Below are 23,383 nucleotides of genomic sequence, written 5' to 3'. Positions count from 1 at the left end.
AGACACAAAAAAAGCCGATGAGTTACTCATCGGCTTTTTTATTCTACTCAGGGTTAAATTACCCGGGAGAACTGTTGCTGACGTGCCTTTTCTCGGAAGTAGACATCGAAACAGATACAGATATTACGGATCAACAGGCGCCCGGTTGGGCTGATGCTGATCTGACGGTTCTCAACGTTAACCAGTTTATCATCGATAAAGGTTTGCAGCAGCTTGAGATCTTCGGCGAAGTAATCTTCAAACTGGATCCCCAGTTGTTGCTCCATCTTGCCCATATCAAGCTCAAAGTGACAGATAAGCTGCTTGATCACCGCGCGGCGGATTTCGTCATCACGGTTGAGTTTGCAGCCTTTCCACAGAGCGTGGCCCTGCTCATCTATGGCTTCATAGTAAGGGCGAATATCTTTTTGGTTCTGTGCATAACAGTCACCAATCTGACTGATGGATGACACCCCTAGTCCAAGGAGGTCGCACTCTTCCTGGGTGGTATAACCTTGGAAGTTACGGTGCAATTTGCCTTCTCTTTGCAGTTTGGCCAGCTCATCATCCGGTTTGGCGAAGTGATCCATACCTATGTATTGGTAGCCGGCGCCGGTCAGAGTCTCAATAGTCTGGTGCAGTATGTCCAGCTTCTGTTGCGGACTGGGCAAATGCTCATCTTTGATTTTCCGCTGGGCCGCGAAGCGGGCCGGCAAGTGAGCGTAGTTGAATACAGACAGCCGGTCTGGAGACAGATCCAGAATGCGCTGAATGGTTTCGGCAAAGGTTTCCGGTGTTTGATGAGGCAGGCCGTAAATCAAATCGACGTTGGTAGAAACAAAGCCCATCTCTTTGGCCTTTTTGATCAGCGCAAAGATAAAGTCTTCATCCTGTTCACGGTTAACTGCTGCTTGAACCTCTTTATTGAAGTCCTGCACCCCGATGGAGATACGGTTGAAGCCAGCCTCCTTGAGGGCATCCAGCATAGAGAGTTCGATTTCTCTAGGGTCGACTTCGATAGAATATTCACCCTGTTCGGCAAAGTTGAAGTGACTCTTCAATAGTGACGATAACTTGATGATTTGCTCTGGGTTAAGGAAAGTCGGCGTACCGCCGCCCCAGTGCATCTGGGTCACTGTGTAGTGTTTGAACAGTGGCGCCCGCTTAACGATCTCGGCTGCCAGGTACTCTATGTACTGATCGGCTTTGTGCTGATGTCGGGTGATGACCTTGTTACAGCCGCAGTAATAGCAGAGTTTGGCACAGAAGGGGATATGAATATACAGAGACAGTTTGTCACTTTTGCTGCCGGCAATGGCCGACAGTAAGTCGCCTTCGGTGAATGAGTCGTCAAACTCCAGCGCCGTTGGGTAGGAAGTATAACGGGGACCGCTGTAGTTATATTTCTCGATCATTGATTGATCCCAGCTGATATGAGTGGGCTGCTTCAAGGCGTGTCCTCCGACAGTAAATTAGCAATGAGCGAAGTATGCAGGGTTATAGCTCAAATAAACTTGATCCAGGTTGTAAAAATTATATGTACACAACCAAACGTTAGGGAATATCTATGAAAATTCTTCTAATGTCTGTTGTCTTATTGAGGTTTTGTGCACCGACTCACGCCTGCGGAAATATTCGGCATGCTCGATGGCTGCCTGGTTGAGTCGACAGAGCCTGCAAAGGTTATCAATTCTGGCCATTGTCACACCATAGGTCTGTATTTAGGGAGTTGTTTGCTCTTTTTTTGGGGGGCTTGGCGGCGTAAAGAAAGGTCTGCCGACTGTCTGGTGTAAGTCGGCAGCGGAGGCCTCAGTGAGTCGGTTTTAGTTGAAACTCCGAGAGTTTCTTGGCATCGGCTAATATGCCTTGTTCCAGTTCGGCTTCAGATTTCATTCTGGCCAGGTCGAGCCGCATCCGTTCTTGCTTGGGTAATTTAGCCCTGGCCTCCAGAATGGGGTGGTCCTTGATGCGCTCAAAATGCATAAACACATCCGGGTAATCACCACTGACTCTCTCTGTCAGCGACAGCAGATCGAATAGTTTAACGATTCTGACCACCCCTTCAGACAACTCACAACGCTCTTCAGTCATTGCGGCAGCAATATAGCGAATATCGGCAAGCAGGGATGCCTGTTTAGCTTCCATAGCGGCCTTTTGCTCAGCCATTGTTTGCTCTCTGGCCTGGGTTTGTCTTCTCAGACGCAGCAGCAACACAGTGGCATAGGCGCTGAGGCCTATGATGATCAACATGGCTAAGCTAATAAGGATAAACTGCATCCCGGCCTCCGTTAGTTGTCTTGGTATTGTTTCAGAAGCTCAGCACCGGATTCGAATTTCTCCAGCAACTCGTCATCACTATGACCCTTGCTTGGGGCTTCATCGGCCTGATCCAAATCGGTAATGCCAAGTTTTTCCATCAGCTTCTCTATCTTGGCCAATTGCCGCTCCAGCCATTGCTGGTCATCGGCGGCCAGTTCCCGCCCTTCTTCCAGTTGATCCAGCAGCTTATTCAGGCGCGGATCTTCCTCCAGTTGCAGCAGCAACTGTTCATCGGTTAGTTTGGGTTGTTTGGGCTGTGCAACCTTTTCTTTGACTATATCCAGAGCGACAGGCTTTTTACTGCCAAGGCGGATATCTTGTTTGTCAGAGCCTGCACGCTTTTGCCCCTTTGGAGCAGCAGGGTTCTGGCGGCTGCCAGCCTTATTACCTGAGTCCTGCTTCTTCCGAGCCGGAGCGCGCTCAGATTTCTTGGTTCTGGGGGCCAGTTTGGGGTTGTTCTCGCCGACTTTTCGGGTCTTTTTACTACGGGACATAATTCTCTCGATAAAAAGTAGTGGGTTGCATCCGAACCGTGCCGGGTTCAGTCTACAAGCGGCGGTTCTGCATTAAGGTCGCGTGTTATAGCAGATCCTGATGTTTTTTGCATCAAGATGAAGTCTTGCGCTGCAAATATTAGCTTAAATTGGCCTAGAGATGCCAAGTAAGCAAAAGTCTGTTGTTGATAGAAGCTGACATGGGTCGGATTGTTCTTGTAATGCCACTTGGGAAACGCCTCCAGAGAGGTCAGTAGAGGGGTGGATATGGCCAGCCAACCCCCTGGTTTCAGCAGCGTTTCGATTAAGCTCCACTCTTTGGCTGGGGTTCTGAAGTGCTCGAACACCCGAAAACAACAGATAAAGTCATATTGGTGGTGTAGTAGCTGGTGGTCTGCCGCAAAAAAGGGATCAAACTGTTGTAAGTGGTGACCGGCGTTGCTGATCTGCTGCAGTCCTTCTTTGCTTAGCACCCGGCCGAAGTTGAGACCAAATAGCGGCGCGGGTTGCAAAGATTGAAGTTGTTCCAACAAAGGGTGGATAAAGCGTGCCAACTGCTTTTGTTTTCCTGCTTGGCGGGCTCGGCCGTAACGTTGCTTTTCGGCATCGGGTAACAGATAACTGTTGGAATCTGCAAACAACAGTCTACATTCAGGGCAGAGATAGAAACTTCGTTTCTTATCCTGAAAGCTGAGTTTAGCCTGATCATGATGACACAGGGGACAGCGACGCATGGGCTAATTAATATCTGCTCAATGTTGGTTGATAAATTATGCCATAAAAAAAGGCGGCAGTATGGCTGCCGCCTTATGATGGTGCTAGTTAACACCCTATTCTGATTTCAAGTTTCCTTACTTGCTATGCGACTTTCCCGGTCGATATCCTTCTTTTTTTGACAGCTTTCCTTGCAGTTTTTCTCGTTATCGGTCTTCCAGACACTTTCTTGGGTTTCCTGAAAATAGTGACGGCCAAATGACTCATCATTATCCAGTCGTCTTCTGTGACGCCTAACAGACCATCCATGTCTACTAAGTACCTTCCAGTGATAACAAGCTTCCAGCCAGTGCATCCAAAGCGCGTTGCTTCCCGTGCTAATGTTTGAGTCCTGCAAACATCTTCCTGTTGGAGCGAGTTCCCCTGTTTATTCGTAAGGACAATGCTAAAAAGCGCGTTGGCAAAATCGCCGGTTCCTTACTTTTATTGACCTGGACTTCAAACTGAAATCTCGACTCATTATTATTATTTGCGAGTGGTCTTAGCTGTCTTATTGTTATTGGATTGCTTTATTCTTATATCTTGAATGTAAATTATACCGAAACCTGAATGTTGTTGGAAAAGTTTTTATACAAACAGATGGGTTTATCTCGGTACGGGCACAATTAAACCTAAATCTGTGATCTGTGTCAAGCAATAATATTTTCAGTTTACGTAAACGTAAGCTTTATGGTTAAAGAAAAGGGGGAAATATTACCCCCTCTTAAACAATTTTTAGTAATTATTTCAAGCTGGAGATGTACTTAGCCAGCGCTTCAATGTCAGCATCATTCAGTTTTTTTGCCGTGTCTTGCATCATTCCATTGAGATCGTTATGACGGCTTTGATCGCGGAATTTATTCAATTGAATTTTAACGTAGTTGGCGTGTTGTCCTGCTACTGCCGGGAAACCGGCCAGTTCGCTACCTTTGCCTTCTGGACCGTGACAAGCAGAACAAGCCGCTATGCCACGAGACATATCGCCGCCCTTGAAAAGCTTTTCGCCTGCATCTGGAACATCTTTAACTTCAGCAACCTGCAATGTTTGACTGGCGAAATAAGCAGCAATATCGGCAATATCTTGATCACTCAAGGCTACCGCCATGCCACCCATGATAGGATCCATACGACCATCTTTACCACCAGTTTGAGCAGCACTACGAAACTCTCGCAGTTGTTTCTGTAGATAGGTTGTATGCTGGCCAGCAAGTTTAGGGTACATGTCAATCATGCTGTTGCCATCAAGACCATGGCAGGCAGAGCAGACAATGGCTTTGGTTTTTCCCGCTTCAGCATTACCTTCAGCAATCGCAGGTGAAGATATGGTGGCGACTACAGACAGCGCAAGGGCTAACTTTTTCATGGCGTTCCAACTTCTTTCGTTAAATTATTGTCCTGAGCTTACTAGGGAGACCCGCAAGCGTGGTAAAATACAAATAATGTGATCAAGATAATATTTTACACGAAAACGTGGAAAAGTAAGCAAGTCTTCAATATTTATGCTATCACCCAGCAAAACTCCGGAGTCAGAAGTGACAGCCACTCGTATCGATTTTCGCAAGACAAAATTCCTTATCAGCGCGCCTGATATTGCCCACTTAGACAAGCATTTACCAGGCGATACCGGCGTTGAAATCGCCTTTGCTGGTCGCTCAAATGCCGGTAAATCAAGTGCTTTGAATGCTTTGACCGAGCAGAAAAACCTTGCCAGAACCAGTAAAACTCCTGGGCGTACCCAACTGATCAACGTGTTTGAGCTCGATGAACAGCGGCGTTTAGTGGATTTACCCGGCTACGGTTTTGCTCAGGTACCATTGGCGATGAAGATCAAGTGGCAGGAGTCTCTGGGAGAATATTTACAAAAGCGTGCTTGTTTGAGTGGTGTTGTGGTGCTGATGGATATTCGTCATCCATTGAAAGACTTAGACTTGCAGATGATCGAATGGGCTGTTGCCAGCGAGATCCCTGTACTGGCGTTGCTGACTAAGGCCGATAAGCTGCCACAGAGTGCCAAGATGAAGACGGTCAATGAGGTCCGTAAAGCGCTGGCTGACTTTGGTGACTGGGTCAGGGTTGAACCTTTCTCATCATTGAAGGGTACTGGGAAACCCAAAGTGTTGGCGATTCTAGATGAATGGTGCCACCCAGCTTGGTTGGGACAAGAAGATAGCGAATAAGAGTGATGAACTAGAACCATTCAGCGGCAGCCATGGAGGCTGCCGTTTTTGTATCTATAGGCCGCGCAGAGCCGTTTGAGACAAAAAAAACCGGCGACTCAGTCACCGGTTAAATTAGCTCTTTTGGGGAGAAGCTAAAATTTCAACAAGACTCAAGTACCATCAAACTTGGACTTCGATGGCTCTCAATGCGGTTAGCATAACGCGAATTGGTTACAGTTTAAAGTAATTACTCTAAAAAATATTGCAGACAAAAAAAAGCCCCAGCAAATGATTGCTGGGGCGCCAGAATTTGGCTGATCACTAAAAGTGAAATAAAGGTCTGAAAGATAGAACATCTTAACCTCTGTACCCTACGCCGAGAATATTACTGCATTTATCGCTAATGGGAAAACTGTTTTTTGGAAAACACAACAATAATGTGGACTCGATCACAGGAATTGTTGGTTGCAAAAGCGCGATATGATCTCTAAATTACGAAAATGTGTTTAAAATGCAGGCTGTTAGCTCTTTTTTGTCGAATAATTGACTGAAACTGTTGTTTTTAGTTCATCTGGGTTGGTTTGTAACGTCTGTGGTGGCTGCCTAGTCTGAAGTTATGTTCGAAAAACAAAAAAGCCATCCGCAAGGATGGCTTTGATACTGAGGTACAATTGTTAGTGGGCTTGGTCCCAGCTGTCACCCAGGCCGGCTTCGGCCAGTAAAGGGACATCCAGGGTAGCCGCTTCAGCCATGAGTTTGCAGATCTGTTGTTGCAGCTCTTCGGCTTTCGCTGCATCGACCTCAAACACCAATTCATCGTGAACTTGCATGATCATGGTGATTTCCCCCTTGGTGTCAGCAGCTATCCAGTTGGCAACTTTGATCATCGCCTTTTTGATAATGTCGGCTGCTGTACCCTGCATAGGAGCGTTGATAGCCGCTCGTTCTGCGGCTTGACGCCTCATGGCGTTGCGGTCGCGGATTTCCGGCAGATACAGGCGTCTACCAAAGAGTGTGGAGACATAACCTTGCTCGGCGGCGAGTGCCCGGGTCTCTTCCATATACTTGAGCACGCCGGGATAACGCTTGAAGTAGGTATCCATATAGCTTTGTGCTTCAGTGCGAGGAATATCCAGTTGGCGTGCCAAGCCAAAGGCCGACATGCCATAAATCAGACCGAAGTTAACCGCCTTGGCGCGGCGACGCTGTTCTGGAGTGACAGTTTCAAACGCTACATCGAAGACTTCAGCCGCTGTTGCTCTGTGAATATCTTTACCCTCGGCGAATGCTGCCAGCAGGCCGGCATCCTGGGACAAGTGAGCCATGATCCTGAGCTCAATCTGTGAATAGTCGGCGGCCAAAATCTTGCGCCCTGAAGGTGCGATAAAGGCTTGACGAATTCTACGTCCCTCTTCGGTGCGGATAGGAATATTCTGCAGGTTAGGGTCGCTGGATGACAAACGGCCGGTAGCGGCGTTAGCCTGATGGTAGCTGGTGTGCACTCTACCGGTTTTGCCATTGATCATCAGCGGTAATTTATCCGTGTAGGTGCTCTTTAGTTTGGTCAGGCTACGATGTTCGAGAATGATCTTTGGCAATGGATAATCCAGCGCCAACTCTATCAGCACTTCTTCTGCGGTGGAGGGGGCGCCTTTCGGAGTTTTCTTGATCACCGGATAACCCAGCTTTTCGAAGAATAGTGCCTGCAGTTGTTTGGGGGAACTGAGGTTGAATTTCTCTCCGGCGATCTCGTAGGCTTTTTGCTCCAACGCATCTATTTTTTGCGCCAGCTCATCACTCTGTTGCGACAATTGCATACTATCGATCAGCACGCCGTCACGCTCCATCTGTGACAACACCTGAATAAGTGGTAGTTCAAGTTCCGTGAAAACCTTGGCTAACTCTTGCTCCCGTTCGAGCCTGGGCCACAGATGTTGATGTAGCCTAAGAGTAATATCGGCATCTTCGGCCGCGTAAGGCGATGCAGTTTCCAGAGGGATCTGGTTGAATGTCAGCTGCTTGGCGCCTTTACCTGCAATCTCTTCGAAACTGACACATTTGTGCCCCAGGTACTTGAGTGCCAGTCCGTCCATGTCGTGCCTGGATGCCACTGAGTTGAAGACATAGGATTCGAGCATGGTATCGAAGGCAACACCGGCCAGCTTGATACCGGCATTGGCCAGAATACTGATGTCATATTTTAGATTTTGACCGACCTTCTTTATCTCAGGGTTTTCAAGAATCGGTTTGAGCTTGGCCAATACCTTTTCCCGGGGCAGTTGCTCGGGGGCTTCTGGGTAATCGTGCCCCAGAGGTAGATAGACCGCCTCTCCGGCCTTGACAGCAAAAGACAGCCCTACCAGTTTAGCATCCATATAATTGAGGCTGGTGGTTTCGGTATCTACCGCCATCAGTTCGGCTTCGGCTAACTTTTTCAGCCATTTTTCCAGGGCGGCCTCGGTCAGTATGGTTTCGTATTCTGTCTCTATCGTGGCTGGTGCTGCAGTTTCTTCCTGGGTTTCAGCCGTTGCAGTCTTGACCGCCAAGGGATGCGGGATCTTGTTATCCAGGACTTCTGCCAACCAACGTTTAAACTCCATCTCACCATAAAGCTGCGCCAACTGGTCTTTGTTGGGCTCGGTAATATTGAGTTGGTGCCAGTCCAGATCCAGCTCGCAATCTGTTTTGATGGTCGCCAGATCGTAGGAGAGTTGCAGCATCTCGGAGTTGTCGATGATTTTCTTGGCCATGGTCTTGGCACCACGGAAGCCCAGTTCTGTGACGCAATCCGGTTGCTGCAATAGCTTGGCGACCCCACCTGCACCTGTCAGCATGGCCAACGCGGTTTTTTCACCCACTCCAGGCAAGCCTGGGATGTTATCGGCCTTGTCGCCCATCAGTGCTAGCAGGTCGATAATAAGCTCGGGGCCAACACCAAATTTGCTGGTGACCTCTTCCGGCCCCATTATGGTGTCTGTCATTGTGTTGATCAGGGTGACATTGTCATCTACCAGCTGCGCCATATCCTTATCGCCTGTGCTGATCAGAATGGCACGTCCTTCCTTACTGGCCCTGGAGGCAAGGGTACCTATTACGTCATCGGCTTCTACTCCTGGTATACACAAGAGTGGCAGACCAAGAGCCTCGATGATGGCATGCAGAGGCGCTATCTGACTGCGCAGATCATCCGGCATTGGTGGCCTATGAGCCTTGTATTCGGCATACATCTCGTTGCGGAATGTCGGACCCTTGGCATCAAAAACAACCGCCATTTGATGTGGCTTGTATTTACCCAGTAAGCTGCGCAACATGTTGACTACGCCGTAAACCGCCCCGGTTGCTTCACCCTTGGAGTTGGTTAGGTGAGGTGGTGCATAATAGGCCCGATAGAGATAGGAAGAACCATCCACAAGGACGAGGGGGTTTTCTGCGATTATTGGCATAGTTTTGTTTCAATTTAAACTGTCTTAAGTGCTGCTAAGCATGCCATATCAAGGCATTTTCGGCCATGACAAAATCACCCATAGCCTGTGGATAAGTCTGTGAGTGAAAAAATCAACATAGAGAAAGGTAACGGCTAACAACTCAAGGTTGTTTTTATAACCTGTTGATATTTATTTGCTATTTGCTTTTTTGTGAGTCAGGTAAAAATTTTGATAAATTTTCCAGGTTGTGGATTTTTTAAATTCCTTTTCCAGACTTATAGTCAAAGTAGCTGTAAAATTCGCCTCTTCGCAGAGACGATGAATTAAGTTAGCATGATTTTTAATCAGATCAACCGATTTGTAGTGCGTTTGTTAAATTCAAATGTCATAAGGGGGAGTTTTTAATGAAGAAAATCGCAGTTCTTCTCAGTGGTTGTGGTGTTTTCGATGGCAGTGAAATTCATGAGGCAGTGTTGACTCTGTTGTCTCTGTCCCGTTCCGGTGCGGCTTACCAGTGTTTTGCTCCCGATATCCCTCAAATGCATGTAGTTAATCATCTCAAGGGGGAGGTGGTGGAAACTGAGCAGCGTAACGTCCTGGAAGAAGCGGCTCGTATTGCCCGTGGTGATATCAAGGCGACATCTGAGCTGAATCTGGCCGACTTCGACGGTCTGATCATTCCCGGTGGCTTCGGGGCTGCCAAAAATCTCTGTAACTTTGCCATAAATGGCAGCAATAGTGAGATTGCTGTTCCAGTGCGTGAGTTTATCAGCCGCTTTATCAGTGCCGACAAGGTGGTAGGCTTTATCTGTATCGCGCCTGTGATGATCCCAGGTCTCTATGGTAAGGGTGCTAAAGGCACCATAGGGACGGACGTCGAAACCGCAGCGGCCTATACTGCCATGGGTGGTGAACATCAAAATGCCAAGGTAGATGAAATTGTGGTCGACAGTGAGCGCAAGATAGTCAGCACCCCGGCTTACATGCTGGCAGGTTCCATTGCCGAGGCCAATAGTGGCATTGAAAAGCTGGTGGCCAAGGTGTTGGAGCTGGCCTAAGCCCTGTCCAAGTTACTTTGAACCTATTCAAGAGGGAGCCTGAGCTCCCTCTTTTTACTGTTGCCGACTGTGCAGAGTGGCTTTGACGTCTACAAAGCTGAGCCACATAGGATTAGCTTTTCTTGCGGTTGTCGAGCCAGCCTTGGGCCAGCCCGACCAAGAGCCCACCCAGATGCGCGCCGTTGGCTATCGACAGGCCAAACACATCCATAAAGCCAAGCACCAGCCACAGCAACATAAAGCCCATCATGGCCGGTGGCAGGCCTATGCCTTTCTCTGGGCTCATGCGGCCGCTGACCCAGGTATAACCCACCAGGCCATACACAACTCCGGAAAGACCGCCGAAGTTGGGACCACTGAGATAGAACTGCACTATATTGGGCAATGTGCCGGCGACCAACAGCAGGGTCAATAAAGGAGCAAGACCGATACGGTTTTCTATCTTGCCACCCAAGACCCACCACCAGAGTAGGTTAAAGGTGATATGCAGCGCCGAGAAGTGCAGTAGGCTCGGGGTAAACAAGCGCCAAAATTGGCTGAAACCGGCATCTGAAGTGGCGCCAAAGAAGGCCAGGGCTTCGAATACCTGATTGCCATAGCCCAGATTCATGGCTGCGAAGATAGCTATGCAGACCAGCAGAATGATCAGCGTCAGCGGTCCGGCGCCGGTAATAAATTGACTCAGTAGTTGCAGCGATGGTGCGCCATAGTCAAAGCGGATGCGGTTGTCGCCATGATCCCAAGAGGCCTGCAGATATTTGGGGTTTAACGGATCCTGAACAAAGTCGAGAAACGCTTTGCGCCCCTTGGCTTGGTCTGTGTCCTCGATGACATGGATGGCCACTCCCTGTTCCAGATGCATGATACGACAGGGGATCCCTTCACCCTTGAGGTAGTCTACCAGCGCCTGAGCGGCGCGTTCGTTGGGGAGGCGGCCGATTTCCATGTCTCAGTCCCTCGGCCAGGCAGCGAAACCGCCATCCAGGCTGTAGACCTCATCGAATCCTTGATGTTGCAGATATTCCGCCGCACTTTGGCTGCTGATGCCATGATAACAGCAGACAACCAAGGGCTTATCCATATCGGCGTCCCTGAGATAGTCGACCAGATTGTCATTGCCGAGGCGAACGGCGCCGGGAATATGGGCCGTCTCGAAACTGGCAGGATCGCGAATATCAACTATCTGCAGCTCGGCATCTTCGGCCATCATTTGCTGGAGTTGAACGACAGAAAGGTGTTGGTAACTGGACATAGTTTGCCTGTAAAAGAGGTAGTGCTTGTTGACAGTGTGCATCAGGGCGCTGCATGAGTACAGCGCCCTGTTTGAAGATCAATCCCAGCTGAGAATGACCTTGCCGGATTGACCCGAGCGCATGGCATCGAAGCCCTGCTGGAAGTCATCCACCTTGTAATGGTGGGTGATAATAGGTGCAATATCCAATCCTGACTGGATCAGGCTGGCCATCTTGTACCAGGTTTCAAACATTTCCCGGCCATAGATGCCCTTTATCACCAACCCCTTGAAGATGACCTTGCTCCAGTCTATCGCCATATCGCCACCCGGGATCCCCAACATGGCAATTTTGCCACCGTGGTTCATGGTATCCAGCATGGAGTGGAAGGCAGACGGTACACCGGACATTTCCAGGCCGATATCGAAGCCTTCTGTCATACCGAGCTCGCTCATCACATCTTCGAGTTTTTCCTTGGCCACATTGACGGCTCGGGTCGCCCCCAGCTTGCGCGCCAGCTCCAGACGGTATTCGTTGACATCAGTAACGACCACGTGGCGGGCACCGACATGGCGACAAACCGCGGCGGCCATAATGCCTATGGGGCCGGCTCCGGTGATCAGCACATCTTCACCGACGAGATCAAACGACAGCGCAGTGTGTACCGCATTGCCAAAGGGGTCGAAGATAGCGGCCAGATCATCGCTGATATCATCGGGGATCTTGAAGGCGTTGAAGGCCGGGATCACCAGATATTCGGCGAAGGCGCCTTCGCGGTTGACCCCAACACCGACTGTGTTACGGCACAAATGAGTACGGCCACCCCGGCAGTTACGGCAGTGACCACAGGTGATATGACCTTCGCCTGACACCCGATCACCAATATTAAAGCCACGAACTTCCTGGCCCATATCTACCACTTCGCCGACATATTCATGGCCGACAACCATAGGAACTGGGATGGTCTTTTGTGACCACTCATCCCAGTTGTAGATATGCACATCGGTACCACAAATGGCGGTCTTGCGGATCTTGATCAGCAGATCGTTATGGCCCATTTCAGGTTTGGGCGCGTCTACCATCCAGATGCCTTGTTCAGGCTTGAGTTTACTCAGTGCTTTCATCATGTTACTCCATGGGATAGGTATCAGATGATACCCATCTCCTTACCGATTCGGGTGAAGGCTTCGATGGCCTTGTCCAGCTGTTCACGGCTGTGAGCCGCCGACATCTGGGTACGGATACGGGCCTGTCCCTTGGGTACTACCGGGAAGGAGAAGCCGATGACATAGATGTTTTCCTGCAGCAGGCGGTTGGCGAAGTCACTGGCCAGCTTGGCATCACCCAGCATGACCGGCACTATGGCGTGGTCGGCTCCGGCCAGGGTGAATCCGGCTGCAGCCATTTTTTCACGGAAATAACGGCTGTTTTCCCATACCGCTTCGCGCAGTTCCTGGCCCTCTTTGAGCATCTCCAGCACCCGAATCGAAGCGCTGACGATGGAAGGCGCCAGTGAGTTGGAGAATAGGTAAGGGCGTGAGCGCTGACGCAGCCAATCGACCACTTCTTTGCGGGCCGCGGTGAAGCCGCCGGAAGCGCCGCCCAGCGCCTTACCCAGGGTGCCGGTGATGATGTCAACGCGACCCATCACATCGCAATACTCGTGGGTGCCGCGGCCGTTCTGGCCGATAAAGCCAACGGCATGGGAGTCATCGACCATGACCAGAGCGCCGTATTGGTCGGCGAGGTCACAGATACCCTTGAGGTTGGCAATAACCCCATCCATGGAAAACACCCCATCTGTCGCTATCAAGATATGGCGGGCACCGGCATCGCGGGCGGCGATCAGTTGGGTTTCCAGGTCGGTCATATCATTGTTGGCGTAGCGGAAACGCTTGGCCTTACACAGGCGGACACCGTCAATGATAGAAGCGTGGTTCAGGGCATCTGACACTATGGCATCTTCCGGGCCTAACAGGGTTTCAAATAGACCTGTGTTGGCATCGAAGCAGGAGGAGTAGAGGATGGTATCTTCCATACCGAGAAATTCGGACAGATTGGCTTCCAGTTGCTTGTGAATGTCCTGGGTTCCGCAAATAAAACGTACCGAGGCCATGCCGAAGCCATGGTCTGCCAACCCGACCTGCGCCGCCTTGATCAATTCAGGGTGATTAGCCAGACCCAGGTAGTTGTTGGCGCAGAAGTTGATAACTTCTGCTTCGTTGACGCGAATGGCCGGTTGCTGTGGAGAAACTATTACACGTTCGCTCTTGTACAGACCTTCGGCCTTGACATCGGCAAGCTGTTGGTTGATCTGATCGTAGAATGAGGTAGATGCCACCTTAAGTCTCCTTGATTGGATTATTCTGTTTATTGGAGTGGTGGCATTTTAACCCTAAAGCCAATGGCTCAACACTCTTTTTTAAGCTGGTCCAGTAGGGATAAATCAGATTAGGGCTAGTGCTTGTTTCAGATGAGAAAAACTAAGGAAGCTGAGAGAGAAGGGCACCTGAATGACAGATGCCCAAGGCTGCAGCGCTAGTCTTGCTGGTGAGCCAAAGTTTGGTAGTGCTGCTCCAGGCGCTCGAAGGTCGAGGTGGAACTGGGGGTGGCGTAGGCCTTGAAGATCATCAGCACCCTGAGCAGGCCTTCATAGAGTGAAGACTTGGTGATATTGGCTATGCTGGATTGGGTCAGCTGATAGCTGATCCAGAAGCTGACTATCATCTTGATGGTATCGGCCAGGCTGGAGATTTTGTCTTGCTCCAGCTGCAGAAAGCCATCCTGACACAACTGTTGCAGCACGTGGCTAGAGCGGGTCAGCACCTTTTGCTGGGCTTCCAGATAGCGCTTTTTCAAGGTCTCATCGCGACTGAGGATGTCGGCCAGGTTGGCGTACATAAAGCGAAATTGCCACAGGGTATAGAACATGGCATCGAAATAGCCAATCAACAACTCGACATCGACTTGCCTGTCTTCATAGGGTTGAAACCCCAGTTCCAGATGATTTTCATACTGGGCGAAGATGCAGCGAATAATGTCTTCCTTGTTGCGGAAGTGGTAATAGAGATTGCCCGGGCTTATTCCCAGATGGGCCGCGATATGATTGGTGGTGATGGAGCGCTCGCCGTGTTCGTTGAAGAGTTCCAGACTGGCCTGGATGATTTTATCGCGGGTTTTCATCTGAGTCCTAAATAGTTGCGGCATCATCCGCAATCCGGCGAATGGCTCTTGGTTATGCTGCTTCGGGTATTATGCTAGCATTGTGACAATCCATCAGGCAAAACTCAATTATCCCGCCAATGAACCTTAGCCGTTACTCACTCTTGCTGTATCTGTTGTCGCCACTCTTGCTGCTCTACCTGGCATTTAGGGCCTTGAAGAGCCTGGATTACCGCGGCAGGTGGGGTGAGCGATTTGGCTTGTTCAAGGCCAGGCCGACAGACTTGTTGATCCACACAGTCTCCATGGGGGAAACCCTGGCGGCGGTGCCGCTGATCAAGGCGCTGATGCTAGCCAACCCTGATTTATCTGTCACGGTAACGACCACCAGTCCCACAGGTTCCCGCGAGGTACTCAAGGCGTTTGGCGACAAAGTACAACACTGTTATTTGCCGTTCGATCTTCCCTGGTGTGTGCGGCGTTTTCTGAACAGGCTCCAGCCTGCCAACCTGATTGTGATGGAAACCGAACTCTGGCCTAACTTGCTGCATCAGGCCAAAAAACAGGGCGCCGGCATCATGCTGGCCAATGCCAGGTTGTCAGCCAAGTCGGCCGCCAAATACCAAAAGTGGGCCGGGCTTAGCCTGCCCATGTTGCAACTGTTGGATAAGGTAGCCGTACAGACCCAAGCCGAGGCCGAACGCTTTATCGCCCTCGGGGTTGCCGACGACAAGCTGAGTGTTTGCGGCAGCCTCAAGTTCGACCTGCAGCTGGATCAGTACAAGATAACCAGGGCCAGGGGCGAAAGGCAGTTGTGGGGACGCGCCTCGTCCCCGGTATGGGTTGCCGGCAGTGTTCATCCAGGGGAATTTGCCGCCATGCTGGAGTGCCATAAACGCCTGTTGGCACTGTGGCCAGAGGCCTTGTTGATCATGGTACCGAGACACCCGGAGCAGTTCGATAATGCCGCCACGGCAATCAAGCAGGCCGGGCTTGCCTATGTGCGGCGCAGCAGCGGCCAAGGGCTAGCTGCCGAGACTCAGGTGCTGCTCGGGGATACCATGGGGGAGTTACTCGGGTTATATGCCTGCGGCGATCTGGCCTTTGTCGGCGGCACCCTGATCACCAATGGCGGACATAATCCGCTGGAGCCGGCAGCCTTGGGTTTGCCGGTATTTGTTGGCCCCAATCATTGGGACTTTGCCGAGATAACCCGTCTGCTGCAAGATGCCGGAGCCTTGCAGCAAGTTGAAGATGCTTCCTCGCTGGCGAGTGGCATAACGGCACTGTTACAGGACGGCGATGCGAGACACCGCGCCGCCCAAGCCGGGTTGGAAGTGGTTAGCAACAACAGAGGTGCACTGCAGAAGCAGTTGCAGTTGGCTCAGGCCTTGTTGTCAGGCACTCGCTGAGCCGCGGTAGCCTTCCAGCAGCCACTGCCAGTTCTCTTCGGTAAATTGCAGCTCGGGTTGTTTGCGTTTTTCCTTGTTGAAGGAGCGCAGCAGCCGACTGAGATTGGCCTGTTGCCAGCCATCGGCCGGGGTTCGCAACTCACCTCGGTCAAAATCAATCAGATAAAAGCCCTGGTCGCTGCTGAGAATATTCTTGGCGTTGAGATCGGCATGGTAGACACCGCGCTGATGAAAACGGCCAATCAAGGCGCCGAGTTGTTGCCACTGTGGGCGGGACATGGCCTTTTTTTGCAGCAGAGCCACCAGATCCTCGGCACCATGAATGCGGCGGATCAGGATGTCGGCCCGGTACCAGAGCCCGAAGCGTTCCACTTTGGCGGCAATGGGCTCGGGCACGGGTAAACCTTCTTCAAAGAGTTGCTCCAAGAGCGCCAGTTCTGCCACGGCGCGGGTCTTGGTGAAGCCGGTGAACAGGTAGGCGTCTTTGCTGAACTTTTCCATCAAGCCGCCGCGCCAATAGTGACGCAATACCCACTGCTGTTTTTCATGCTCGACAAACCAGGTGGTGTAACGCCCCTTGGATGAGCCGACAATTGCTTGCTGTTGCCGCCAAAAAGACTCGTTAAACCAGGCTTGATCCAGGGCTTGAGGAGCTGAATGACTGAGAGCCAGGCAACCCTTGGCGGTGTTTTTAATCTGCATCGGCTATTTGTTCGTTATAAGCGTGGAACCTGGGTCTATTCTACATTAAGATCTGGGGTTTGCACCCAAGAAGCCGATTCTGTCCATGAGCCTTGACCCCGCGAAAATTCAATCTCTCTGTTTGCTGCGCCTGTCGGCGATTGGCGATGTTTGTCATGCCGTAGCCATGGTGCAGGCGATTCAGCGCCAGTACCCGCAACTGGCCATCACCTGGGTGATAGGCAAGATAGAATATCAGCTGCTCAAGCACCTGCCCGGAGTTGAGTTTGTGGTGTTCGACAAAAGCCAAGGCTGGAAGAGTTATCTCTATCTGCGGCGGGCGCTCAAGGGACGTCGCTTCGATGTACTGTTGCACATGCAGGTGGCGCTGCGGGCTACCATAGCCTCATTGATGATCCCCGCCAAAGTGCGCATAGGGTTTGACCGGGCCAGGGCCAAAGAAGGGCAGTGGCTGGTGACCAATGAACAGGTGGCCCCGCTGGCCACGCCCCATGTATTGGAAGGCTTTATGGGCTTCGCCGCCAAATTGGGAGTAACAGATTTGAGCCCCAGCTGGCATATCCCGCTGCCGGAAGAGGATAAGGCTTTTGCTCGTCAGTGGGTGGCTGATGGTGACAAGACCTTTATCATCTGCCCGGCGGCGAGTAAGGCCGAACGCAACTGGTTGCCGGAGCGGTATGCCGCCGTGGCCAACCATGCGTTTGAACGCGGGTTCAAGGTGTTGCTCTGCGGTGGCCCAAGTGCATTGGAAAAACAGCTGGCTGAGGACATCAGTGCCCAGTGTCAGCAGCAGCCAACTAATTTGATTGGCAAAACATCTCTGGTGCAGTTGCTGGCTTTGCTGGAGCGGGCCAGCCTTGTGTTGGCTCCGGATACTGGTCCGGCGCATATGGCGGTGACCCAAGCGACGCCGGTTATCGGTCTCTATGCCCATTCCAACCCCGGGCGCACCGGGCCATACACTTGGAAGGAATATGTGGTGAGTGCATATGAGCAAGCGATAGCGCAGCAGTTCCCGGGACATCAGGTTCCTTGGGGCACCCGAGCCAAAGGTGAACATCTGATGGAGTTGATCTCTGTGGAGCAGGTGTGCAGCATGTTCGATCGCGTGGTCGCCGACTTTCGTCTTTGAAGTATCATTCTATGAATAAGCCTATGACAGCCCAATCCGCAGTAAAGTTTTTGTTTGTGCCCGTGTCTTCTGCCGAAGGCATGGGTGAGTATATGCGCTCCTTGATCATCGCCGATGAAGTGAAGCGGGTTTGGCCACAAGCTGATATTCGCTTTGTTCTCAGCCGGGAAGCTCCCTACGCCAACTCTTGTCCCTATCCGGCAGATTTGCTGGCCCGGACGCCCACCAAGGAGGTCAAGGCAGTCAACAGCATCATGGATGAATTTGCTCCCGATGTGGTGCTGTTTGATGCCTCAGGCCGTAAGTCACAACTGAGCCATGCCCACAACTTGGGGGCCAAGGTGATCTTCTTCAGCCAGCACAAGCGCAAGCGCAGCCGGGGTATGAAAATAGGGCGCGCCAGGGTCACAGACAGCCACTTGGTCGTACAGCCTGAGTTTGTTATCGGCCCTATCAGCGCCTGGGAAAGTATCAAGCTAAAGCTCATTGGTAAGCCGGAACCTGTGTGTATCGGCCCTGTATTTACCCCGCCGGATGAAGCGCGGCAGCAGACTTTGCTGCAACAGTATGGCTTGAATGAGGGCGAATTTTTGCTGTTCAATGCCGGTTCCGGCGGCCATAAACTCAATGACAAGCTGGCAGCCGATTATTTCTTTGCCGCCGCCGAGGCTTGTTACCAAGCCTCGGGGATCCCTGTGGTGATGGTGTTTGGTCCCAATTATCCCAAGAATTTACCGCAGGCTCCCGGTGTCATAGCTATTTCCTCGTTGGCCAATGCCGAATTTATCAATCTGCTGGTGGCCTCGCGCGCGGTGGTTCTCAGTGGCGGTGATACCCTGCTGCAGGCCATAGCACTGCGTAAAAATACCCTGGCCGTTGCCGTGTCAAAAGATCAGCCGGCGCGAATTCGTGTCTGTTCAGACAAGGGGTTGGTGCTGCAGGCCGAGGCCGAACAGATGAGTTCGGCAGTACAGACGCTGTTGTCGCCGGATATGGACCAGAAGCTGCAACAAGCCATGGCCGCAGAACCGAACATGAACGGGCTACAGCTCACTATAGATGCGCTTAAGGCGTTGCTGGAGAATCAAGCATGACAGGCAGAAGAATCGCCATTGCCATAGACAGTCTCGCCGGTGGCGGCGCCGAAAAAGTAATGCTGACGCTGGCCACGAGCTTGAAGCAGATGGGACACGAGCCTCATCTGCTGGTGCTGCATAACGACTGTCACCACGAAGTGCCCGCCGCCCTGGCAGTGCATTTCTGTTTCGATGCCAAAGAGCGCAATATCGACAGTTTCTGGCGCCTGAAATCATCGGTTGCCAGAGTGCAGAGCTGGATTGCACAACTACAGCAGCAATATGGCACATTCGAGTTGTTTCTCTCCAATCTGGACAAGACCAACCTGTTGATGACTCGCGCCTGTGTGGCACCACTCTACTGCATAGTGCACAACTCGATTGAAGAGGAGTTGCAAAGGCAGCGCAAGTTGGGGCCATTTGCCTACCTGAGTATGCTCAAGGCCAAGAAGGCGCTCAATGGTCAGAAATTGGTGACGGTTTCCAAAGGGATTGCCGGGGAGATCACGCAAGTGGGCCGGATCAAGCCCGCTTCGGTGCAGACTATTTACAATCCGTTTGAACTGGACAAGATCCAGGCCTTGTCACAACAAGTGCCAGCAGATATGCCGACAGGGGATTATATGATCCATGTCGGCCGTTTTGCCCGGCAGAAACGCCACGATGTGCTCTTTGCTGCCATGAAGCAGATGAAAAACCCTATGCCATTGGTATTGTTGTGTAACAACAAGAAGAAGGCACTCAAGGCGGCGCATAAGTTTGGAGTCAGCGACAGGGTGATCATCCCGGGATTCCAGACCAACCCCTACCCCTGGATCAAAAATGCCCGTCTGTTGGTGCTCAGTTCCGACTATGAAGGCTTGCCAACGGTATTGATAGAATCACTGGCAGTGGGAACTCCTGTGGTGAGCAGCGATTGTCGTCATGGCCCGAAAGAGATCTTAACCGGGGAGTTTAGCCGTTATCTGGTACCCCGTAGGGAACCTGCTGCGCTGGCCAAGGCCATGGATGCGGCGCTGAATGATTATCCGGACTGTGCTTCGGCCGAGATACTGCAGCAAGTGGGTGCCAAGCGGGTTGCTGAGCAATATCTGGCATTACTCAACGGGCCTGACTCAGAGTAACAAATATTTAAAAAGGGCTGATTCGGCCCTTTTTATTTAGGATTATACGAACGAAACCGGCCGGCTCTCTGGCGTGCAAGGGCTATTTGCCAGAACCCGTTAACCGAGTCTGAACTTGAGGTAGCTGAAAGGCATTTTCAGCATGCGTCGCCATCCCAGAGCACTGAACAGGGCCAGTTTGGAAGCTGGAAACTTAGGGTCACAATAGCGCTGGTAGAGCAGTTGCCAGTCGAGATGACTCATCTCGTTGGGGCGCTTGCTCTTGGGGATAAAGCGCTTTATCAGACCAAGCCCAATCTGCTCAGGCTCCAGCACCAGTAGATTTGAAGCCATAAATCTATCCCACTGCTCATCCATAGCGGCATCAAAATGGTGCCTGTGCTCCAGCTTGGGCCATGCGGGATCCAGGCGTCTCAGCCAGATATCACAATAAATCTGCTCTGCATGGGGGCAGGTCAAAGGGGCGCCATGATATTGCGCCTGGTCGCTTCTCGAAGGGTTGTACTCGAGATCGGCAAACAGTGGCAGGTCCCATATCTTCAACAGATCTTCCTTGAGCCCAAAGTGGAAAAAGTCACTCGGGTGCCTGACGACTCTCTGCCCTTCGGCATAACGCCGAAAGTAGCTGGTATTGACTACGACTCTTTCCTGGAAATAGCTGTCGATGGCATTGCGGACGGGATACTTGCCCTGGGCTGCCACAAAACCGTTGCCGGTCAGGAAATTGTCCGAGCGCAGTTTGACGGCATAGCGGGTTTCTACCCGTTTAAGCCCTTCGGCGGAGGAGACAATTTGGCGGTTGAAGTTGAGTTTTTGCGGTTTTCCGGCGGCATCATAGGCCACTATATTGCCACCCGGGTCCTGATTGAGCAGCAGCAGATCCGGCTCCAGTCCACTGCAATCCTGCCCCTCCCAGGTGGAGAGAATAATCTTGGCTCCGGGCAGGTGCTCTCTGATGCTTTGCAAACACTTATGGGTAATGCCTGTTTCCTGGGCCCTTTCCTGGTAGCTTTGAACTGGGCCTTGCACTACCACTGTGATATCGCTGAAATTGATTGCCATAATTAAGCGTCTGAATTGTCGTCGAAAGGAGCCTGGCTAATCTGCCTGGGCCAACAGGGATAGATATTCTTCAGGAACACCACAAAAAATCACTTCATCGCGTTCAATCAGATGGTAATGGATCTGCTTACCCTGACTTATCAGGTAGTTGTATAAAGGCGCTATATACAGCTCCTGCTTTTGCCACTCGCTGGCGGGCTTGGCGGCCTCCTGGGTATAGGCTGCGCAAAAATCGGCGGCATGGCGAAAGTAGTACAGACCTGTACTGCACAGATCGGAAATCGGCCTTTTTTCTGCGGTTTCAACGACGAGCGTCGAATCTACAGCGGCAGGTTTGGCGTATGACCAGTTACTGCCTTCACCCTTGAACACTTCAAGATAGCCGTCGCAATGCTCTGTGATGGTTGGAAAGCTAAAGTCCGGGCGGAAAGTATCGATATTGAAGATGGTCAGCGGAGTTTGCGGGTCGACATCCGTTAACCCCAAATAGACGGTTTCGGCCTGTCCTCGAGTCGCTTCAGTGAGCGAGACGATACGGTAATCCTTGATCCCCAGTTGCCGGCAGCGTTTTTCAACAAACTCTGGAGTGTTATAGACATCGCGCACGATAAATAGAAACGGCATGGTCGCAAAATAACGGCTGAAACTCAGCAGCGCATGGTCAAATAAAGGCTTGCCATGGGCCGGCAGCATATATTTGGGTTCCTGGTAGCCGGCTTTGAAGAAACGGGAACTGAGTCCGGCCATGGGGATGACTATCATAATTGGGCTCCTGTGCAGCTTTGCAGGCGATCATACAGGCGATAGGCATTGCCGATAAAGCCCAATTGTCTGTCGGGTCTGTCATTGTGCAGTGGCAGCATGGACAGAAATAGCTGGATCTGCATGGCGTAGAGCTGGCTTTCGCTGACACCGAATTCACTGGCCATCAGTTGGGTGAAATCGGCCATGATCTGTTCCCGTCTCTCTGTCACCGCAATATCGAAGTTGAGCGCTTGACCGTCGAGCTGTGCCCGAAAATAGCCGGCGATAATGGAGTCGTACAGTCCCATCACAGAATGGGCCAGTTTGGCGATGTCGTAGAGGCTGTTGCCATATATGGTTTGCTGCTCGTCGCCGTCTATGCCGCGAGGATCTATCACCTTGATATTACAGGTGCGAAAGTCGTAGAGAATATTACTGAAGCAAAAATCACCATGCAGCACATTGAGTTGACCACTGTCACCAGGAAGTTTCGCCTGAGTCGCTTCGGCCAGTTGATAGATGCTGGGCCTGAGTTGGCCGTTAAAAACGATGGGCTGGTGGAGAGCCAGCGGCGTTTGTTTGGCAAACTCCTTGAGGCGTGAGCGGGTCTTGGCCATAAACAAGCCATCTAGAGTCGATTTTGGTTGCGCCTTTTGACTAGCAGCATCCTTGATAAACTGGCTGCAGGCTCTGAGTATTTTACGCCAGGCAAAGGCTGGAAGTTGGCTGAAGACATACAGTTCGTTGAGCGCTGTCAGATGCAGATATTCTATGCTGTAGCCAAAGGATTCAGTGGTTTCCTGGGTGCCAAGCAATTGCGGGATATAACTGCGCAGTGGCCCTGGAAGCTCGGTGTACCAGTTGGCTTCGGCGGCCAGTTTGTACTTTTTGTGGCTGTATTTACTGACTACTTGCCCATGAATCGACATCTCATTGAAGGCTCTCTGGGTGGTCATTCGGCTTTTGGACTGATAGTAAGTATGACTGTGGCCGAAGTCATACCAATGCTCGAAGCGCTTGGGGGTGAGGCCTTTTTCGGCAATATAGCCGTTGAGTCCTGCGATAAAGTCCCATTTGCATTGGGTAATATGGCGGATCAGGGCTCTGGGCGCAGAGAAACTGAAAAAACCATTGGCGATCAATTCACTAGATGGTGGTTGATCACTATGGTGTTTATTGAGCATGCCGGTATCTGGATTGAATTCGGCCCAATCATAGTTGTCTTCAACTTGGCTCAGGCCGAGTAGATCCGGGGTCTGTGGCAGGGCATCGAACAAGGTATCTCCATGCAGTACATACAGGGGTTCTGCCGCGGCAAATTCCAGCAGATTAAGGGCATAGACTATCGACTCTCCCAGACTCAAGTGTGTCGGCAGATACAGAAGTTCCACCTGCTTTTTTGCCAATGCCTGGGTGTCATAGGGCCCTGGAACAAAACCCTCGGGCAGTGTCATCACCACCCTTGCACCCTCTGGAAGCAGGGCCAGTTGATGGTGAAATAACCGTTTATTACCTACCGGTAAAAAACAGGGCGGCAGTGGTCCGAATTC

General features: G+C 51.3%; 21 protein-coding genes. 6 read left to right on the top strand and 15 right to left on the bottom strand.

Going from position 1 to position 23,383, the window contains the following annotated elements; genetic code table 11:
* Nucleotides 1–53: 53 nt before the first annotated feature.
* From hemN to CBE72_RS14730, 5 genes are all read right to left on the bottom strand, one after another.
* Complete coding sequence (gene hemN / locus CBE72_RS14750) at nt 54–1,430, bottom strand: oxygen-independent coproporphyrinogen III oxidase (RefSeq protein ID WP_100144538.1); 1,377 nt, start codon at nt 1,428–1,430, stop codon at nt 54–56.
* A gap of 358 nt (nt 1,431–1,788) precedes the next feature.
* Entirely contained in the window at nt 1,789–2,256 is a 468-nt protein-coding gene (locus tag CBE72_RS14745; RefSeq protein WP_100144536.1) for a DUF2489 domain-containing protein, read from the bottom strand.
* A gap of 11 nt (nt 2,257–2,267) precedes the next feature.
* Nucleotides 2,268–2,792, bottom strand: a complete 525-nt coding sequence (gene yihI, locus CBE72_RS14740; RefSeq protein WP_025009063.1) for a Der GTPase-activating protein YihI — start codon at nt 2,790–2,792, stop codon at nt 2,268–2,270.
* A gap of 47 nt (nt 2,793–2,839) precedes the next feature.
* Nucleotides 2,840–3,526: a methyltransferase domain-containing protein gene (locus CBE72_RS14735; protein WP_100144534.1), complete on the bottom strand. Its 687-nt coding sequence runs from the start codon at nt 3,524–3,526 to the stop codon at nt 2,840–2,842.
* 761 nt (nt 3,527–4,287) lie between these two features.
* Nucleotides 4,288–4,908 carry a c-type cytochrome gene (locus CBE72_RS14730; RefSeq protein WP_100144532.1) on the bottom strand — a complete coding sequence of 207 codons (621 nt, stop codon included), beginning with the start codon at nt 4,906–4,908 and terminating at the stop codon, nt 4,288–4,290.
* Nucleotides 4,909–5,077: 169 nt separating this feature from the next.
* Between CBE72_RS14730 and yihA the strand changes: the two genes are divergently transcribed.
* A complete protein-coding gene (yihA, locus tag CBE72_RS14725) occupies nt 5,078–5,722 on the top strand; it encodes a ribosome biogenesis GTP-binding protein YihA/YsxC (protein ID WP_100144570.1) in 645 nt (214 codons plus the stop codon).
* 656 nt (nt 5,723–6,378) lie between these two features.
* On the opposite strand, the gene polA is transcribed toward yihA, so the two are convergent.
* The gene (gene polA, locus CBE72_RS14720) at nt 6,379–9,147 is read right to left on the bottom strand and encodes a DNA polymerase I (protein WP_100144530.1); all 2,769 of its coding nucleotides are present in this window, start codon (nt 9,145–9,147) and stop codon (nt 6,379–6,381) included.
* A 386-nt stretch (nt 9,148–9,533) separates the two neighbouring features.
* On the opposite strand from polA, the gene elbB reads away from it, so the two are divergent.
* Nucleotides 9,534–10,187 (top strand): isoprenoid biosynthesis glyoxalase ElbB, encoded by a 654-nt coding sequence (elbB, locus tag CBE72_RS14715; RefSeq protein WP_100144528.1) that lies wholly within the window; start codon nt 9,534–9,536, stop codon nt 10,185–10,187.
* Nucleotides 10,188–10,299: 112 nt separating this feature from the next.
* On the opposite strand, the gene glpG is transcribed toward elbB, so the two are convergent.
* The 5 genes from glpG to CBE72_RS14690 all read right to left on the bottom strand — a co-directional run bounded on the left by glpG (nt 10,300) and on the right by CBE72_RS14690 (nt 14,602).
* The gene (glpG, locus tag CBE72_RS14710) at nt 10,300–11,133 is read right to left on the bottom strand and encodes a rhomboid family intramembrane serine protease GlpG (RefSeq protein ID WP_100144527.1); all 834 of its coding nucleotides are present in this window, start codon (nt 11,131–11,133) and stop codon (nt 10,300–10,302) included.
* A gap of 3 nt (nt 11,134–11,136) precedes the next feature.
* Nucleotides 11,137–11,439, bottom strand: coding sequence for a thiosulfate sulfurtransferase GlpE (glpE, locus tag CBE72_RS14705; protein WP_100144568.1), 303 nt, complete (start codon nt 11,437–11,439; stop codon nt 11,137–11,139).
* 78 nt (nt 11,440–11,517) lie between these two features.
* Nucleotides 11,518–12,543 (bottom strand): L-threonine 3-dehydrogenase, encoded by a 1,026-nt coding sequence (tdh, locus tag CBE72_RS14700; RefSeq protein ID WP_100144525.1) that lies wholly within the window; start codon nt 12,541–12,543, stop codon nt 11,518–11,520.
* 23 nt (nt 12,544–12,566) lie between these two features.
* A complete protein-coding gene (locus tag CBE72_RS14695) occupies nt 12,567–13,760 on the bottom strand; it encodes a glycine C-acetyltransferase (protein WP_100144523.1) in 1,194 nt (397 codons plus the stop codon).
* Between the two features lie 197 nt (nt 13,761–13,957).
* Nucleotides 13,958–14,602: a TetR/AcrR family transcriptional regulator gene (locus CBE72_RS14690; protein ID WP_100144566.1), complete on the bottom strand. Its 645-nt coding sequence runs from the start codon at nt 14,600–14,602 to the stop codon at nt 13,958–13,960.
* 119 nt (nt 14,603–14,721) lie between these two features.
* Here CBE72_RS14690 and waaA point away from each other — a divergent pair, with 119 nt between their 5' ends.
* Nucleotides 14,722–15,993 carry a lipid IV(A) 3-deoxy-D-manno-octulosonic acid transferase gene (waaA, locus tag CBE72_RS14685; RefSeq protein ID WP_100144521.1) on the top strand — a complete coding sequence of 424 codons (1,272 nt, stop codon included), beginning with the start codon at nt 14,722–14,724 and terminating at the stop codon, nt 15,991–15,993.
* On the opposite strand, the gene CBE72_RS14680 is transcribed toward waaA, so the two are convergent.
* The gene (locus CBE72_RS14680; protein ID WP_100144519.1) at nt 15,979–16,695 is read right to left on the bottom strand and encodes a 3-deoxy-D-manno-octulosonic acid kinase; all 717 of its coding nucleotides are present in this window, start codon (nt 16,693–16,695) and stop codon (nt 15,979–15,981) included. The genes waaA and CBE72_RS14680 overlap by 15 nt on opposite strands.
* An 85-nt stretch (nt 16,696–16,780) precedes the next feature.
* Between CBE72_RS14680 and CBE72_RS14675 the strand changes: the two genes are divergently transcribed.
* From CBE72_RS14675 to CBE72_RS14665, 3 genes are read left to right on the top strand one after another with little or no spacing between them, the layout of a single operon-like run.
* Entirely contained in the window at nt 16,781–17,827 is a 1,047-nt protein-coding gene (locus CBE72_RS14675; protein WP_100144517.1) for a glycosyltransferase family 9 protein, read from the top strand.
* 23 nt (nt 17,828–17,850) lie between these two features.
* On the top strand, nt 17,851–18,921 hold the full coding sequence (locus CBE72_RS14670) for a hypothetical protein (RefSeq protein ID WP_100144515.1): 1,071 nt from the start codon (nt 17,851–17,853) through the stop codon (nt 18,919–18,921).
* Complete coding sequence (locus CBE72_RS14665) at nt 18,918–20,027, top strand: glycosyltransferase (protein WP_100144513.1); 1,110 nt, start codon at nt 18,918–18,920, stop codon at nt 20,025–20,027. The genes CBE72_RS14670 and CBE72_RS14665 overlap by 4 nt, the downstream gene beginning before the upstream one ends.
* A gap of 99 nt (nt 20,028–20,126) precedes the next feature.
* Here CBE72_RS14665 and CBE72_RS14660 read toward each other — a convergent pair whose 3' ends face one another.
* The 3 genes from CBE72_RS14660 to CBE72_RS14650 are packed head-to-tail and all read right to left on the bottom strand — an operon-like array spanning nt 20,127 to nt 23,287.
* Nucleotides 20,127–21,089, bottom strand: a complete 963-nt coding sequence (locus tag CBE72_RS14660; RefSeq protein WP_100144511.1) for a WavE lipopolysaccharide synthesis family protein — start codon at nt 21,087–21,089, stop codon at nt 20,127–20,129.
* A 36-nt stretch (nt 21,090–21,125) separates the two neighbouring features.
* Nucleotides 21,126–21,851, bottom strand: coding sequence for a glycosyltransferase family 2 protein (locus tag CBE72_RS14655; RefSeq protein WP_100144509.1), 726 nt, complete (start codon nt 21,849–21,851; stop codon nt 21,126–21,128).
* A complete protein-coding gene (locus tag CBE72_RS14650) occupies nt 21,848–23,287 on the bottom strand; it encodes a phosphotransferase (protein ID WP_157929094.1) in 1,440 nt (479 codons plus the stop codon). The genes CBE72_RS14655 and CBE72_RS14650 overlap by 4 nt, the downstream gene beginning before the upstream one ends.
* Nucleotides 23,288–23,383 lie beyond the last annotated feature (96 nt).

The organism is Shewanella carassii, from assembly GCF_002777975.1.
Taxonomy (GTDB): Bacteria; Pseudomonadota; Gammaproteobacteria; order Enterobacterales; family Shewanellaceae; genus Shewanella; species Shewanella carassii.
Note: the sequence above shows the minus strand (reverse complement) of the source record. Positions and strands in the feature narration are given on the sequence as shown.

Coding starts and splice junctions, on each gene's coding strand:
- CBE72_RS14745 (WP_100144536.1), bottom strand. CDS start 2,256: ATGCAGTTTATCCTTATTAGCTTAGCCATGTTGATCATCATAGGCCTC.
- yihI (WP_025009063.1), bottom strand. CDS start 2,792: ATGTCCCGTAGTAAAAAGACCCGAAAAGTCGGCGAGAACAACCCCAAA.
- CBE72_RS14735 (WP_100144534.1), bottom strand. CDS start 3,526: ATGCGTCGCTGTCCCCTGTGTCATCATGATCAGGCTAAACTCAGCTTT.
- CBE72_RS14730 (WP_100144532.1), bottom strand. CDS start 4,908: ATGAAAAAGTTAGCCCTTGCGCTGTCTGTAGTCGCCACCATATCTTCA.
- polA (WP_100144530.1), bottom strand. CDS start 9,147: ATGCCAATAATCGCAGAAAACCCCCTCGTCCTTGTGGATGGTTCTTCC.
- elbB (WP_100144528.1), top strand. CDS start 9,534: ATGAAGAAAATCGCAGTTCTTCTCAGTGGTTGTGGTGTTTTCGATGGC.
- glpG (WP_100144527.1), bottom strand. CDS start 11,133: ATGGAAATCGGCCGCCTCCCCAACGAACGCGCCGCTCAGGCGCTGGTA.
- glpE (WP_100144568.1), bottom strand. CDS start 11,439: ATGTCCAGTTACCAACACCTTTCTGTCGTTCAACTCCAGCAAATGATG.
- tdh (WP_100144525.1), bottom strand. CDS start 12,543: ATGAAAGCACTGAGTAAACTCAAGCCTGAACAAGGCATCTGGATGGTA.
- CBE72_RS14690 (WP_100144566.1), bottom strand. CDS start 14,602: ATGAAAACCCGCGATAAAATCATCCAGGCCAGTCTGGAACTCTTCAAC.
- waaA (WP_100144521.1), top strand. CDS start 14,722: ATGAACCTTAGCCGTTACTCACTCTTGCTGTATCTGTTGTCGCCACTC.
- CBE72_RS14680 (WP_100144519.1), bottom strand. CDS start 16,695: ATGCAGATTAAAAACACCGCCAAGGGTTGCCTGGCTCTCAGTCATTCA.
- CBE72_RS14675 (WP_100144517.1), top strand. CDS start 16,781: ATGAGCCTTGACCCCGCGAAAATTCAATCTCTCTGTTTGCTGCGCCTG.
- CBE72_RS14670 (WP_100144515.1), top strand. CDS start 17,851: ATGACAGCCCAATCCGCAGTAAAGTTTTTGTTTGTGCCCGTGTCTTCT.
- CBE72_RS14665 (WP_100144513.1), top strand. CDS start 18,918: ATGACAGGCAGAAGAATCGCCATTGCCATAGACAGTCTCGCCGGTGGC.
- CBE72_RS14660 (WP_100144511.1), bottom strand. CDS start 21,089: ATGGCAATCAATTTCAGCGATATCACAGTGGTAGTGCAAGGCCCAGTT.
- CBE72_RS14655 (WP_100144509.1), bottom strand. CDS start 21,851: ATGATAGTCATCCCCATGGCCGGACTCAGTTCCCGTTTCTTCAAAGCC.
- CBE72_RS14650 (WP_157929094.1), bottom strand. CDS start 23,287: ATGACACTGCCCGAGGGTTTTGTTCCAGGGCCCTATGACACCCAGGCA.